At 49.7% G+C, this 15,226-nt stretch carries 16 protein-coding genes and 1 pseudogene; 15 read left to right on the forward strand and 2 right to left on the reverse strand.

The window, feature by feature from the left end; all coding sequences use genetic code 11:
• The first annotated feature begins 41 nt into the window (after positions 1–41).
• The 6 genes from BMX44_RS03670 (at position 42) to BMX44_RS03690 (ending at position 3,643) form a co-directional block, all read left to right on the forward strand.
• Positions 42–578, forward strand: coding sequence for a FecR family protein (locus BMX44_RS03670; protein ID WP_090628197.1), 537 nt, complete (start codon positions 42–44; stop codon positions 576–578).
• A gap of 254 nt (positions 579–832) precedes the next feature.
• Positions 833–1,147, forward strand: a complete 315-nt coding sequence (locus BMX44_RS03675; RefSeq protein WP_090628200.1) for a hypothetical protein — start codon at positions 833–835, stop codon at positions 1,145–1,147.
• A gap of 358 nt (positions 1,148–1,505) precedes the next feature.
• Complete coding sequence (locus BMX44_RS17390) at positions 1,506–1,631, forward strand: hypothetical protein (protein ID WP_281246238.1); 126 nt, start codon at positions 1,506–1,508, stop codon at positions 1,629–1,631.
• Positions 1,600–2,121 (forward strand): TonB-dependent receptor domain-containing protein, encoded by a 522-nt coding sequence (locus tag BMX44_RS03680; protein ID WP_090628202.1) that lies wholly within the window; start codon positions 1,600–1,602, stop codon positions 2,119–2,121. The genes BMX44_RS17390 and BMX44_RS03680 overlap by 32 nt, the downstream gene beginning before the upstream one ends.
• A 50-nt stretch (positions 2,122–2,171) precedes the next feature.
• Entirely contained in the window at positions 2,172–2,675 is a 504-nt protein-coding gene (locus tag BMX44_RS03685; protein WP_090628204.1) for an RNA polymerase sigma factor, read from the forward strand.
• An 8-nt stretch (positions 2,676–2,683) separates the two neighbouring features.
• Positions 2,684–3,643, forward strand: a complete 960-nt coding sequence (locus BMX44_RS03690; RefSeq protein ID WP_090628207.1) for a FecR family protein — start codon at positions 2,684–2,686, stop codon at positions 3,641–3,643.
• 246 nt (positions 3,644–3,889) lie between these two features.
• Here BMX44_RS03690 and BMX44_RS17395 read toward each other — a convergent pair whose 3' ends face one another.
• On the reverse strand, positions 3,890–4,021 hold the full coding sequence (locus BMX44_RS17395; RefSeq protein ID WP_281246239.1) for a hypothetical protein: 132 nt from the start codon (positions 4,019–4,021) through the stop codon (positions 3,890–3,892).
• Between the two features lie 346 nt (positions 4,022–4,367).
• On the opposite strand from BMX44_RS17395, the gene BMX44_RS03695 reads away from it, so the two are divergent.
• On the forward strand, positions 4,368–6,728 hold the full coding sequence (locus tag BMX44_RS03695) for a TonB-dependent siderophore receptor (RefSeq protein ID WP_090628210.1): 2,361 nt from the start codon (positions 4,368–4,370) through the stop codon (positions 6,726–6,728).
• Positions 6,729–6,827: 99 nt separating this feature from the next.
• Here BMX44_RS03695 and BMX44_RS03700 read toward each other — a convergent pair whose 3' ends face one another.
• Positions 6,828–7,199: a DUF6746 family protein gene (locus BMX44_RS03700; protein ID WP_090628212.1), complete on the reverse strand. Its 372-nt coding sequence runs from the start codon at positions 7,197–7,199 to the stop codon at positions 6,828–6,830.
• 158 nt (positions 7,200–7,357) lie between these two features.
• Between BMX44_RS03700 and BMX44_RS03705 the strand changes: the two genes are divergently transcribed.
• From BMX44_RS03705 to BMX44_RS03740, 8 genes and pseudogenes are all read left to right on the forward strand, one after another.
• The gene (locus BMX44_RS03705; RefSeq protein WP_090628632.1) at positions 7,358–7,603 is read left to right on the forward strand and encodes a sigma factor; all 246 of its coding nucleotides are present in this window, start codon (positions 7,358–7,360) and stop codon (positions 7,601–7,603) included.
• Positions 7,604–7,637: 34 nt separating this feature from the next.
• Positions 7,638–8,456 carry an efflux RND transporter permease subunit gene (locus BMX44_RS03710; RefSeq protein WP_090628214.1) on the forward strand — a complete coding sequence of 273 codons (819 nt, stop codon included), beginning with the start codon at positions 7,638–7,640 and terminating at the stop codon, positions 8,454–8,456.
• Positions 8,453–9,529: an efflux RND transporter permease subunit gene (locus tag BMX44_RS03715; RefSeq protein ID WP_245738833.1), complete on the forward strand. Its 1,077-nt coding sequence runs from the start codon at positions 8,453–8,455 to the stop codon at positions 9,527–9,529. Before BMX44_RS03710 ends, BMX44_RS03715 begins: the two co-directional genes overlap by 4 nt.
• A gap of 149 nt (positions 9,530–9,678) precedes the next feature.
• Positions 9,679–10,215 carry a sigma-70 family RNA polymerase sigma factor gene (locus BMX44_RS03720; RefSeq protein WP_090628219.1) on the forward strand — a complete coding sequence of 179 codons (537 nt, stop codon included), beginning with the start codon at positions 9,679–9,681 and terminating at the stop codon, positions 10,213–10,215.
• Positions 10,208–11,143: a FecR family protein gene (locus BMX44_RS03725; protein ID WP_177167661.1), complete on the forward strand. Its 936-nt coding sequence runs from the start codon at positions 10,208–10,210 to the stop codon at positions 11,141–11,143. Before BMX44_RS03720 ends, BMX44_RS03725 begins: the two co-directional genes overlap by 8 nt.
• 247 nt (positions 11,144–11,390) lie before the next feature.
• Positions 11,391–12,059 (forward strand): annotated as a pseudogene (locus BMX44_RS17460) (STN domain-containing protein); the annotation flags it as partial.
• A gap of 308 nt (positions 12,060–12,367) precedes the next feature.
• On the forward strand, positions 12,368–13,759 hold the full coding sequence (locus tag BMX44_RS03735) for a TonB-dependent siderophore receptor (protein ID WP_090628228.1): 1,392 nt from the start codon (positions 12,368–12,370) through the stop codon (positions 13,757–13,759).
• A gap of 57 nt (positions 13,760–13,816) precedes the next feature.
• Positions 13,817–15,100, forward strand: coding sequence for a PepSY-associated TM helix domain-containing protein (locus tag BMX44_RS03740; RefSeq protein WP_090628231.1), 1,284 nt, complete (start codon positions 13,817–13,819; stop codon positions 15,098–15,100).
• Positions 15,101–15,226 lie beyond the last annotated feature (126 nt).

Raw genomic sequence — 15,226 nt, forward strand, 5'->3', positions numbered from 1 at the left:
ACGGCTGGTTCTAACCGCTTAGATTATTTTTATACGCCGCTATGATTGCAAGTTCAGCTACAAAAACACAGATTTTGAGTTTTCACACAGTCTGGGTCGAAACCCGAAATGGCACGATTGTAGCCCTGGGTACACGTTTTATCGTCGAACTCAGTGACAATACGACCACGCTGACCATGCTTGAATCCGAGGCAGCTGTTCATCTGGCTGAATCAGACTTCACCCAAAGCGGTGCTACTACCATAACGCAGACACTTAACGCGGGCCAACAGGTAACATTTTCCAACGGATGGATCGGCGACATTGAAACAATCGACATTCGCGGGATTTCAGATGCCTGGAAATTCCGACATCTTGTCGTTAGCAATATTCCGTTACCGGATGTGCTCGACCAGCTTTCGCGGTACCGCTCCGGTTTTATTCGCTATAACCGCCAGAAACTCGAAAAGATGACGGTCAGCGCTGTGCTGCCGGTTGACGACACCGATAAGGCGTTGCATCTGTTGACTAAAAGCTTCCCGATACAAACCCACACCATTACACCCTGGTTGGTCGTCGTTGAGCCAAAGGCCAAATAAAAGGCGTTTCAACACACTGAATAAAACCCGAATCGGTTGAGCCCTTCTGGTCTGTTGTCGGCATGAGTTCCGTAATTTCATTTTTTTCATCTAAATAAACAACATATCCAGATTGACAAGAATGAATAACAGGAACTCACAATGCCTCGTAGAAAACAATCGAGTAACAAAGCGTTACAATTCCGGGTTTATTTCAACGCGCTGTCTTTACGGTTATTGTAACTGCAACTTCAATAACAATCGGCGCGCTTATCATGCCTTCCGCTTTGCATGGCCAGGATCAGTCGACTGAAACAGTGCATTACAGCATTCCGCCCGGTCCACTGGAACAGTCATTAAACCGGTTTACACAGCAGGCCGGTATCACCATTTCAATGGATGCAGATCAAATAAAACACCTGAACACAGGCGGCCTTGAGGGCAATCACAGTACAGAAACCGGTTTGGCGACACTGTTGAAGAACAGAGGATTTACATTTGAAAAAAACGCTGCTGGTTATGTACTGGTTGACACTCCTGCGCTAAAACTGAACAAACAGGAAGCGGTTAATTTCCCGAAATTACTGTAACCGGACTGGGTAATTCGGATTCTCCTAATGATACACGTTATCAACGAAATAATGCCGCCACCGACACGCCGATCATGGAGAATCCGGTTTCAGTTCAGGTAATACCGCAGCAAGTTCTCAAAGATCAACAGGATTTTGATCTTGCCGATGCTGTTTAAAAACGTTAGTGGTGTCGTTCCTCAGTTTGGTTTCGGTTACCGGGAAGGATTCCCGAGTCGAGGTTCTCAAGGGCCGGCAGCAATCCTGTAGGCAATATCGAGCCTGGCGGTTTGATTATCTAGTGACCAAACGTCCCCAGGCGGAGCGTTACTATGCTCTTTCATAGCAATTCGGATCATACAGCACATTCCGCACGCTTATGGATGCAACCGGTGCTGTGACCAGCGACGGTTCACTCAGTTACAGGCTCAATTTCGAATACCTCAACCAGGGCAATTTTCGCGATTTTGTAGGTGCCGCCCGTATCATGGTCGCGCCATCTTAATGAATCAACGGGTGGCATCGACCGCTGGTCATTTTTTGCACCATTCAAACAGGAAAGTCATTTCGGAACACTGGATTTCAATGGTAAGTTTTCGGCCTGGGGTATCAGACATAATGTGCTCGTAGGTACGGATTATTATTGGTATAAATATCTGGAAAATGATGTTTTTCTTGATACGCCACCCCACGCCAGCCCAATAAATATTTTCAATCCGGTTTATGGGACAATTACCGATCAGTTCAAAGAGTTGCCACATGATTTCGAATGGGGCGCCAGGCAAGACTGGTATGGCGTTTTCGTGCAGGACCAAATTTCCTTTCGTAAGCAACTGCATTTACTGGCCGGTTTCCGGTACGACCATGCGACGACCAACCAGCTCAGAGGATTTCCTGCAGAAAAGCTGGAGTCGGACAAAGCCGAGAAATTTTCACCACGTGTCGACTGGTGCGACATTATGTCGCATTTCCATTTACCGGGTACTCAAGCATAATGCTGACGACATCACCGATAGTACACTTCAAAGCTTTCTCAACCCGTTGTATGAGTTCCAGCGTTTTTCTCACCCAGATATACCTGAAACATATTTTTGAGTTGCGTGCCTTTCTGGTAAGACGCGTAGGTTGCCGTGAAATTGCTGCAGAACTGGCACAGGAATCTTTTCTCCGGATAATGTATTATCAACACACTGATACCTTACACAATATTCGCGCATTACTTTATCAGATTGCCGGCAACCTGGCTGTCGATTATCACCGTATGCAAATCAGGCAACCTGTCCATACAACCATCAACGAACTGTCCGTACACGAAATCCCAGTCAGCGACGCATCCGACCCCGCCCGAATTGTCTTCGCACGCCAGATCCTTGAACAACTGTGCAATGTTATCGAGGAATTACCACCACAATGCCATCGCGCGTTTGTGTTGCACAAATTTGATGGCTTGTCCCATGCAGATATAGCCAGTCAATTGGGCATCACCCGTAATGCCGTCGAAAAACTGCTGATCCGTGCGCTTGTCCGGCTACGAAGAGTATTGGCATAATTGCTGTAATGTCCAAGCCAAAATTTGTCGGCCAGTCACAGCATACGCCGAAAGATGACTCACTGACCGAAGAAGCGGCAGCCTGGTTTCTGCGTATGCAGCAAAGTAACCGCAGCGACAGCGAACAGCAAGCCCTTGAGGCATGGCTGTCACAAAGCGAGGCGCATCGTGCGGAATATCAGCAGTACGCCCGGCTTTGGCACAACCTTGACTACCTGGAACCGAAACCCCGAAAAAAATTTCGCGCCACAGTTGCTGGAATACTGGTTCTGGTATTGATATGCGGTATTTTTCAGTGGGTCACCCAGATAGAAGAGATAATCGTTACCGCCGTTGGGGAGCACAAACGTATTGTTCTGGCTGACGGTACTACCATCGACATCAATACAAATACGAAACTACGATTGGCATTATTCGGATTCACGCGCACGGTTACCATTGAACACGGCGAAGTATTGTTCAACACAGGCAGCGAACGCCTTCGCGCTTTTGCGGTTAACGCAGGAGGCGGTGTAATACGGGATATCGGTACAGAATTTAATGTCCTCACGGAGAATGGCGAAACGACCGTTGCCGTGCTGGAAGGCGCTGTAGAGATTACTCTGGAGGATCAGGACAATGCCAAGGCGATCGTCCATAGCGGAAAGCAGCTGTCTTACTCTGGGCAAGGCCTATCGGATATCTCCCACACGGACGCAGAAACCGCAACCGCCTGGCGCAAAAACAGGCTGATATTCCGGGACACGCCACTGAACGAAGCTATACGCCAGATTAACCGCTATCATACCCGTCCCGTCAGACTCGGCGAACCGCAGCTACATGGCCATAAGGTCAGCGGTGAGTTCAATACAACAGATCGCGACGGGCTGATCGTCGCATTAAAAACATTATATGGATTAAATTCCAGCGAACTGGATGATATGACAGTACTTTACGCTAAAAAACAGCTTAAAGCCGGAATGCCATAACTCATTACGTATTGCTAAAACAGACACCGTTACCGGTCAAACAAAACCACTGCATCAACGAGTCGATTCGCGTTGATGCGACCAAACAGTCAATGTCGTGCACAAATGCCAATTGACTCGCCGAATCGATTTTAAATTCACACTCCGCCATCAGGCTCTTGGACCCCTTCTCAATTGTTCTGACATGCGGTTAATTCAGACATACTCGTCGTAAATCCAGACCAGCGTGTTCCGTCCCTCGCAACGTCACAATATGAGCGCAGCCCATTCCGGTTCCTGCAGCAACAATGATTCCGCACCAGCGACCGGGACACCTGGCAAATACCGATAAGCAAGTAGCAGGATATCAGTCCAATCATCAGCAATATTCCTATTCAAATCGCTATCGCTGCTTTTAATCCATCATCAGCCTACTGCACCATGCTTTTATGCGTACTTCAATCGTTCTTCGGACGTCACCCTGATCAATCGCACTAATGGTTCTGAACATACAATCACTTCGTTTTTAAAATCGTGATAGTTTCAGTGTGCAAACGCCCTGCGTTATCGGTCTACTTAGTCAAGACTATTTTAAGGGCGACACAGTTTCCTTATGCTACGAATACCCCCTGCCCGTCGTTTGATTTTTTCATCATCTGAATGTCAGGTGATTGATCCGTTTTTCGTTTTACTCAATATACCGGCCTGACCGGCTCTACTATAAACAGAATAACGGAGAAAAAGAATGAACAATGTATCAAGGGCGCTCGTGTTTTATTTTCTGCTAGCCGGGCCAGTACTTGCACAAAGTACAACATTAAATATCCCGGCGCAGACGCTGCAGGATGCCCTGTACAGCCTGTCCAGTCAGACAGGGATACAACTGCTGTTTGATGCCGAAAATATGAAAAACCTGCAAAGCCGATCCGTAAAAGGTTCTATGAACCCTGAAACGGCGTTGGACCGCCTGCTTGCAGATACGCCCTATACGTATGAGGCAAGCAGCGCAAACACTTATGTTATCAAAGCAGCGCCGACAGAAAAACCACATCTAATGCCGGAAGTCAAGGTGACGGGTATGATTGCCCCGGACTCGCCCTACAGTAAACGCTATAACGTACCCAGTGCGACAACCGCCACCAAAACGAATACACCGATCATGGAAACCCCGATGGGCATTCAAGTGGTGCCCAAATCGGTACTCAACGACCAACAGGCCATTACGTTAGAGCAATCGTTGAACAATATCAGCGGTGTTTTCCCTGGTCTCGGGTTTAACGGCGTCGAAACGTTTAATATCCGGGGGTTTGATACCTTTGATTACTATCGAAACGGCGTGCGGTTTCAATCAGCGCTGACACAAACTGGCAATAGAGAAATCGCCAACCTGGAAAGGATTGAAGTCCTGAAAGGCCCCGCGTCCATTTTATTCGGCAGGATTGAACCGGGCGGCATGATCAATCTGGTACCGAAAGCGCCACAAGCCAACTCATATTATTCGCTGCAACAGCAATTCGGTTCGTACAACCTGTACCGTACTACCCTGGATGCCACCGGTGGCTTGAATCAGGATGATTCGCTCTTGTATCGCCTGAATTTTGCGTACGAAGACAAAGGCTCATTCCGCCAGTTTGTCAACAATCATCATTTTTTTGTCGCGCCAGTGATTCAATGGCGAATATCAAACCGTACGCAGATAACCGCTGAAATGGAATATAAAACAGGAAAATTCACACCGGATTACGGTTTTCCTGCAATCGGCAACCGGCCGGCCAATTTACCAGTCAACCGGAACCTGGGGGAATCCTTTAGCAAAGGCAGTTATGACGAAATTACAGCGGGTTTCCATTGGTCGCATGCATTGAATGACAACTGGGAAATTAAACACCGTTTTTATTTGCAACGCACAGACGAAGAGGACAATGCTGTCATACCGTCAGGATTACGTACTGACAATCGAATACTGGACCGGTTTTTCGCCGGATTCAGAAACAATGATGTCGAAACTTATACAACCAATGTAGACATTACCGGGAATTTTGAAACATTTGGCATTCGGCATACGGTGCTGATGGGGGGTGATTATTATAATTTTAAAAACAGCGGTCTCTTGATCGATAATTTTAATTTCCCATCCATTGATATTTTAAATCCAATACATGGGGGAACAGCAGCTCGCGATCCACTCGATGATTTTCTTTTTGCGACACGTGAAGACTGGTTTGGTCTGTATTTTCAAGACCAGATTAAATTACCCTATAACGTTCATATACTGGCAGGTTTTCGCTACGATAATGCACGGATCGAGGCCGACAATACATTTGGCGGTGTAACGACATTTCTAGACAGCAAGCAAGACAGGATATCGCCGCGTGTCGGTGTGCTATGGCAGCCGGTACCGTTTGTCTCTTTTTACGGCAATTATGTTGAAAATTTTGGCGCTCCCAATTTATTTGCCACTGGTATAAATGGTCAATCACTCAGAGCGGAAACTGCACAACAGTGGGAAGCCGGGATTAAAACAGAATTTTTTGATGGACGCCTGAGTGCGACTGCAGCCTGGTTTCAGTTGACCAAGCAAAATATGGCTGTTGGCCACCCGGATCCGCAACTGGCCGCACAAGGTTTCTCTGTATTGACCGGTGAAGCGCGAAATGAAGGCGTTGAACTGGACATTAACGGCGAATTGCTGCCGGGTTGGAATGTCATAGCCAACTATGCCTATATTGATTCGGACATTACTCGAGCTAATGACGCAACACTGGGCAATCGCTTCCCCAACGTTCCCAAACACGCCGGAAATATCTGGTCGACCTACGCTTTTCAGAATGAATCCTTGCGCGGCCTGAAAATCGGTGGCGGGGTCACGTTAAGAGGCAAGCGCGAAGGCAATCTGGATAATGATTTTCAGATGCCCGGTTATGCAGTATTTAACCTGATGACCAGTTATGCGATAAAACTGGGAAAAGCGCGGTTAACGGCGCAATTCAATGTCAATAATCTGTTTGATAAAGAATATTTCCCAAGCAGCGGTGGCTTTAACCGCATGCGTATTACAGTAGGCACGCCGCGCGTTTTCCTCGGATCAATTCGGATAGAATATTAACTGAATAAATTGGCGGCGCCACTTGCTTCCCTTCATGCCTGTCTCAAAATACACCTTGACCGTAACCAGCCACCCTGAATCTGCTGTGGCCGATCAGGCTCACTTAACGATTTGGCGTGCCGTCTCAAGATAGCGCAATCCTTCTGACCGGGTAGCTTCAGTGTCGCCAGTTTCTGAACCGACATGCACTGCTTCAAGCGTTTCAGCCAGCTCCAGCATTGAGGTATTGATTCTTTCAAGTGCGTTTTCAAGTGTGTATGTCAATTCATGAATCTGCTGCATATCAGGCGCACTCAGTGTCTCCTGCTTCAAAACTTCAGAGAGTTTCTGGTTATATTCGGAAAAATTGACCAGCGCCTGCTCAAGCGTCTCGGACGACTTGCCTTTGAAATGACCTTGTGAATCGTCCGCTACAGCAGCGGATGCGGCCAAAATAAACACAATGATGATCAACATAGTTATTTTCTTCATGACACCTCCTTTTGAAAATTCTTAATTGATCAGCATAGCATAACGAAAACTATAACGCAGACAGTAGCTCACTTTTGTCACTGCATTACTGCGCTGCTACGACAATTTGCCACATTTTATTTTTTATAATTTACCGGGATAATCTGGCGCAATTTGGTATGCGCGCTGCCAAAGCCGCATGGTTTTTCTTGTCATGTTTTCACATCGACTCATCCATACTCATAGAACTGTACGCAAAATACCGGTCACAACTCATCTCCAGTATTGCACGTCTGACCGGTTGTCACGAAACAGCTACGGAACTGGCCCAGGAAGCGTATATTCGGTTGCTGGTAACCGGCAACCAGACATCCATCAAAACGCCCGAGACATATCTGTTCAGAATCGGACACCAGACGCGATAACGCCCGGTCTTTCAATGAACTGCTGGAGCGGCTGATGACCGTGGGCATCACCGGCTTTGGGTTGGTCATGCTGGTACTCATGCTTTTTCTGCGCACACATATCGCATTTTGGACGGCAATGGGTGTTACTGTCGCCTTTTTCGGCGCATTCTGGCTGCTGCCGATGACCGGCGTCAACCTGAACATGCTGACTTTGTTTGGCTTTGTACTGGCGGTGGGTGTACTCGTGGACGATGCCATCATCGTCAGCGAACGTATCCATGCTGTTCAGACACAAGGCAATCCCGGACTGCCGAGGGCCATACAGGGTGTGCAAGAAGTTGCCGTTCCCGTTGCCGTTGGCGTATGCATCGCGTTGATCGCATTCCTGCCCGGTTATTTTGTTGAGCCAAGCTGGGCCACCCGGTTTATGAAACCCGTCGCAACTGTCATGATTCTCACGCTGGCATTTTCACTGTTTGAATCCCTGCTGATCCTGCCTGCCCATTTGACAACGCTTCATAAACCTCCGACAAATAATTTATTAACCCGAATTCGCATCGCTGTCCAGCTAAAACTGGATATTTTTATCAACCGGGTTTATCGGCCGTTGCTGCATCGCCTGATAGACTGGCGCTACACGTCGCTGGCTGCTTTTATCGCAGCGCTGATCATCGGGTACGCCGTCGTCAAGGGCGGTTATATCGGTGTCAATCTGCAGCCCGCAAACGCTTTCATGTACGCGAAATCGTCACGAGCTGGTATAAGCATATCGGCGATTTTGGGGACTTCCAACCCGATTTCCATACACCGACCGAGAAGGAGCTGGTCGACCTGGAAATTGAACTGCTGGCGCAGGATCCGGATATACTGAACGCTGCTGCCGACACGGTAAAAACTCACCTGATGCATTACCCGGGCATTGCCGATATCACCGATTCGCGCAAACCTGGAAAATCCGAACTCAGGTTCAGGCTAAAACCCGAAGGCGAGCGGCTTGGGCTGCGCCTCAAAGATCTTGCCGAGCAGGTGCGGCACGCTTACCAGGGTGAAGAAGCTCAGCGTTTCATGCGCGGGCGCTTTGAAGTTAAAATCCAGGTGCGACATCCGCGTCTGGAACGCGAAGCGATAGAAGATCTACTGACAATGCCCGTACTGCTGCCAAACGGTGGGCAGGCACCGCTTGGCACAGTGGCCGAAATTGATTTTGCGCCAGGTTTCGGTGCGCTGAAACGAGCCGACCGTATGGGCGTGGTAGCCCTTCACGTACAATTGATAGATTCACCGCCAATCAGTGCTGACAAAATCGATCAGGACCTGACGTCACAGTTCTTTCCTGCGCTTGAGCGTCAATATCCGGGAATCCAGGTTTCCCGTGGTGAAGCAGCTGAAGAAGCGGATGAAATCATGGATGATCTGAAACGCAACACATTCATAGCGCTGGCAATTATGTATGCTCTGCTGGCTGTAGCATTCAATTCCTATACACAGCCGCTGCTTTTCCTGCTGGCAGTTCCGGTTGCATGGCTGGGCGCGATACTGATCCATTGGGCCGCAGGACTGAATTTTTCTTTTCAGTCGCTGATCGGCATGGTGGCAGCTAGCGGTGTTGTCGTCAATGACAGCGTCGTTCTGTTACATTTCATACAAAGAAAACGGAGCGAATTCTTAAACCTGGCCGACCTGATCGTCGACGCGTGCGTCTCCCGCTTCCGGCCGATTCTGTTGGTGGCCCTGACCAGCATTGCCGGGTTCGCGCCAATGCTGTTTGAAACCAGCGAGCAATCACGCTTCCTGGTACCGGTCACATTGTCGCTTGCAGCAGGACTCAGCTTCGGCATGATTGCAACGCTCATACTGGTACCCACCTGTTATGCGGTGCTTGCCGATATTCAGCAATTTTTTTTACGACACCCCCGTGCTTTCCTTCGCCCGGGCAAATCCTGACGACACTTTTCGTTATTTTAATATCAGAATCAAACTCGGCACTGACCGCGACAATTTGTCACATTCACAGACGCACACATGTTAGCGATAATGACCGGCATGTAATTATCATAACGGCCCTAACGGGTCATAGCATTTTTCCATGCCTTATGTCATCCACTGCAAATAACAGTCCTGCATTTATCGACGCACTGTACCGCGCACACCATGGCTGGCTAACGGCCTGGCTCAAAAAGAAAATGGCATGCCCGCATCATGCCGCCGATCTGTCGCACGATACGTTTATTCGCTTATTATTGCAGCCGAAATTGCCCGTTTTAAAAGAACCGCGTGCTTATCTGCTGGTCACCGCCAATCGGCTGATGATCAATTTGAATCGCAGGCGTCGTGTTGAAGAAGAAACGCTGTACAGCATGGCAATGCTGATCTCCGGATTATCAAGCCAGGACGTAGCGCATGACTCAGCCGTCCGACAATTGCTTGAACGTGTGCTGCTTATGCTTGTTGAAGAGCTTGACGGTCGATCCAGAAAAGCTTTTATGTTGTCACGTGTTGACGGGATGACTTACGCAGAAATTGCACTTGCCATGAATGTTTCCGAGAATCGTGTCAAGCAGTATCTCGTCAAGGCACTGGCATACTGCCATCAGCGGTTACATCAATTCAAGGCTGAACTGCATGACTGAAACAACACAGACAGATCAGACAGCCGGTTCGAATGTACCCTCGTTGAGCGAACAGGCTGCCGAATGGGCTGTTTGCATGTCAGGCAAACATGTCAGTCCTCAACAGCAGGCGGATTTCAAGGCCTGGCTGGCGCAGGACTCACGCCATGGGGAAGCATACGCACAGGTCGAGACGCTTTGGCACAGTATTACCCCCAAAAAACACCGTAACAATTCGACTATCAAGTCGTTGCTGGGCATTGCTTTGCTGCTTGGATGCCTGTATGGTCTGCCGTTTTCCGTATGGCTGGCAGATGAACGTACCGGTACCGGTGAAATCCGGCACATCACACTGAACGATGGCAGCCGTGTCACACTGGATAGTAACAGCGCGGCAGACATTGCGTACGATTCACACCAGCGGCGTATCTTCTTACACCGTGGCCGCATACTCGCATATGTAGCACCCGAATCTTCAATCAAACGACCGCCATTTATAGTTGAAACCCGCGACGGATCGGCGCAGGCATTGGGAACACGCTTTATCGTGAACCGAACCGGCACAGGCAGTACAGTTACTGTGCTCGAGTCGCAAGTAACTGTTGCAAATCGTTCCAGGCCGCATCGATTCGTTACCCTTCAGGCCGGTCAAAGCATCCGCTTCGGCAGCGAGGAACTGCAACAACCCGTAGCAGCACCATCATTTGCTGCAAGCTGGGCGCAGGCGCGACTGATTTACCAGAACACACCGCTCGGTAAAGTCGTTCACGATCTGACACGCTATCGAAGCGGCTACCTGGGCGTGAACGAACAGGCTGCACAGCTCCATTTCACTGGTGTTTTACCGGCAGACGCCCCTGAAGAAGCGCTGAATATTCTGAAAAATGCATTGCCGGTCAGCATAACCCGATACGGTGATTGGATTGTCCGGATTGAAACTTCAAACTAAACCAGTAAAAAATATTCGTATGCACATATCATAACCAGATCCTACCTGACCTCTCTCAACCTCCTGCCATATACGCCTGTTCCGCAATGTTCTTTTGCGTGACAGGCGTCTTTTTTTGATTAATTTAATTTGCTTTCGGGACTACCCGATTTTCCGGCTCGCGTGTCATAGGTAATAAAAGATCTATAACACAACAACAGGAACAAAAATGTTGATAAAAACGATAATGGGCTTTCGCAATATCAGTATGTTAATCGGCTGCATACTGCCTCTTTGGATCTTGGCAGCAACGCATGCAAGTGCGCAAGCAACACAACAAAGCGTAGATATTTATATCGATACGCAACCGCTCGACCAGGCGATCACGCAATTGGCCGAACAGGCAGGCATTTTGATCGGCACGGATGCAAGCCTGGTAGCCAACAAGCAGGCGCCACAGATCAATGGACGATATACAGCGGAGCAAGCGATCATGCAGCTGCTCAAGGGCAGCGGGCTTTCTGCCATTGAAAGCGCACCGGGGCAATACACGCTAATCGCGACATCGGATACCAGCAGTAACAGCGACCCCGTCAAACTGCCTGAGGCGAGAGTCACCGGCTTCATGGACCCGGACCCGGACGCGTCGGGCAACCCGAGTTATACGCGCACCAATGCGTCAACCGCGACCAGAGTCGATTTGCCGCTGATGATCACGCCGGCTTCCGTTCAAGTCGTTCCGCAAGCAGTATTAGAGGATCAACAAGCCATTCAGATCGAAGATGCAGTCAAAAATGTCAGCGGCGTTTCTCCCGGGTTTACTTTCGGGGGGATGAGCCAGTCATTCATGATCCGGGGTTTTGAAATGGGTTTCGCCAGTTTCCGCGACGGATTCAGGTTTCCGCTCGCTACAAGTTTTTCATTGGCGAACATCGCGCGGGTGGAAGTATTGAAAGGCGCCACGACAAATTTATACGGCCGGATCGAACCGGGCGGCATGGTCAATCTGGTTACCAAGCGGCCGCAGGCGGAACGCTATTACGCGTTAAATCAGCAGTTCGGGTCGTACGGCCAGTTCCAGACACTGGCTGACGCCACCGGTGCGATCAACGACAGCGGCACGCTGCTGTACCGCCTGAATTTCGAATACCTCAACCAGAATTCATTCCGCGATTTCGGCTTCAGCGACCGGATTTTCGTCGCACCGTCGGTCACCTGGAAAATGCACCGAGCACCCAGTTTGATGTGGATTTTACGTATAAGGATCTGGAGACGCGTGAAGATTATGGTATTGTCGCGCTCGGAAACCGCCCGGCCAGGGTGCCGCGATCGCGCTTCCTGGGTGAGCCGGCGGATAAGACGCATGAAAACATTTACAATACCGCCGCGACATTAACGCATGCGTTTAACGACGACTGGCGGGCGCGGGCGCGCTTCAGTTATTTTCACCGGGATGTTAGAGATCCGCAAACCACTGGGTTCGATCTCGATGAAATGACGGGCGTATTGCAACGGGGATACTATAGAGGCGATGCGTCCACCATTGCCTATCAGGGTACGGTTGACGTCACGGGGCGTTTCAATACCTACGGCATCGAGCATAACGTGCTGGCGGGATGGGAATACTACGGGTCATTTGGCGGGGTTCAATCAATTTCGGCCGATGCCAGCCCGATCAATATATTCCGTCCGCAGTACAGCCGTGAGAATCTGGGGTCATTACCCAGAAATTTTTTCATCGATCAGACGAACGAGTGGAACGGCGTGTTTTTTCAGGATCAAATTACGTTGTTTGACAAGCTGCATCTGATGGGCGGCGGGCGATATGACTGGGCTACCAATGCAGTAGGTTTGGCTTTCGGTGAGGATCAATCGCTGGCCGATGCCGAAGCGGCGGCGCGGAAAGTCAATAACGCACGCTTCAGCCCGCGCGCGGGGATTGTGTATCAGCCATGGGAATGGCTGTCGTTTTACGGTAACTACGTGCAATCGCTGGGTTCCGCCAATAGGGCCTTCGGTATTGACGGTAACGTACTCAAACCGCAAATCGGCGAGCAGTTCGAGGGCGGATTCAAGACTACGCTGTTTGGCGGCCGGCTGAATTCCAACGTGGCGTATTATCATCTGACCCGGCAAAACCTCGCGGTGAGCGTTCCCGGACAACCCTTTTCAGTTGCGGTCGGCGAAGCGCGCAGTCAGGGTGTGGAAGTAGACGTTTCGGGGCAGGTCACCGATGGACTGAGCCTGATTCTGACCTATGCGTATACCGACGCCGAAGTACTGGAGGGCGATAACAAGGGCAACCGGCTGTGGAACGTACCCAAACACTCGGGAAGTATATGGGCGCGTTACGATGTGCCGGTTGAACCGCTGCACGGCCTCAGTTTCGGCGCCGGTGTTTTCGTACAGGACAAGCGTCCGGGCGATCCGGCGAATACCTTCATTCTGCCATCGCAGGCGCGTGTCGACGCCATGGTGCGCTACCGTTCCAAGCTGATGAAATCACGCTTGAGCGTGCAGCTCAATGCGTACAATCTGGCGGACAGCACGCTTTTTGGCGGCACGCTGGGTGACCGGAATTCTATTAATGTCGGCATCCCACGCATGTTTGTCGGCTCGATTAATTATGCAATGTGACGAGTTAAATACTATTTTAGAAGATAACTACTGTTTCAATTTCATGTTGTAGTGCCTATGCGTCGATTACTTACCATTGTTCACCGCTATACCGGTCTGCTGCTGGCGCCGTTTCTGCTGATTGTGGGACTCACCGGCAGCGTTCTGGCGTTTTACCATGAACTGGACCGTTGGCTGAATCCATCGATGCTGACGGTACCGGTTCCCCAATCGTCATCGGTTTTGCCATTTGATCCGTTTGCACTGCACGAGCGTGCGGAAAATCAGACGCCGCATGCGCAAGTTGACTGGTTCGATCTGACGTTTGAACCGGGGCAGGCTTATCGGTTATTTCTGCTGCCGCGAATCAATCCGCACAGTGGCTTGCCTTACGATCTTCCCTATAATGAAATCTATTTCAATCCGTATACGGGAGAACAAACAGGGGCGCGCACCTGGGGTGAAGTATCACTCGCAAAAGAAAATATTCTCTCATTTCTGTATCGGCTGCATTATGCGCTGGCACTGCCCGAGCATCTCGCGATGTTTGGCATGACCATTCTGGGTGTGATTGCGCTGCTCTGGTTTCTGGATAGCTTCGTTGGATTCTATTTGACTGTTCCGCAGCAACGAATGAAGCAGTCCTTACCGTACAAACAGTACTGGCAACGCTGGAAACCCGCGTGGCACATCAAACCAAGCCGGTTTAACTACGATCTGCACCGTGCCTGTGGCTTGTGGTTGTGGCCTGTACTACTGGCGCTGGCTTGGTCGGGGGTGGCGTTCAATCTGAAAGAAGTATATCAACCAGTAATGAGCTCTGTGTTGAATATGCGTGACCTGGATGCATTACCCAGACTGGATAAGCCGCTTAAGACACCCGGGCTCGATTGGCGAGCTGCACATCAATTCGGACACGAGTATATCCAGCGGGCATCTGAAGAATACGGATTTGTAGTAGAGCGCGAGCTGTCGCTGTTTCTTGATCGGGTGCACGGTGTGTATCACTACAGGGTTAAAACCGATCATGACTACGGAAAAAATGGCGCAACAATTGTGGTGCTGAATGCTGGTACTGGCAAGTTAGTCACGCTAACCACACCTGTTACCGATTCCATCGGCGATGTCGTTCATCGCTGGATAACCTGGTTGCACACCGCGCGCGTTTTCGGCTTGCCGATACAAATTTTGATCTGTATGGCAGGTTTAATCGTAGCAATACTGTCTGTAACCGGTACCGTCATCTGGTCGAGAAAACACCGTATTCAAAAGGCTAAAGTCATTACCTGGGAAAGCGTAGCGCTATTGCGTGAACAACGTTTGGCATCGCTACGAAGCGTATTACATCACAGCCAGAAATAAGCTTTATGCCAGCATGTACAGAGCTGCCACCGTGTGTCGAGTTCGCAGGACCACAACATTATGCTGTTCCCGACGCTAATCAGCCGTACGCTTTTAAGTCTGGCTCTTATGGTAAAACCTTACATG

The organism is Nitrosomonas marina (assembly GCF_900110145.1).
Taxonomy (GTDB): Bacteria; Pseudomonadota; Gammaproteobacteria; order Burkholderiales; family Nitrosomonadaceae; genus Nitrosomonas; species Nitrosomonas marina.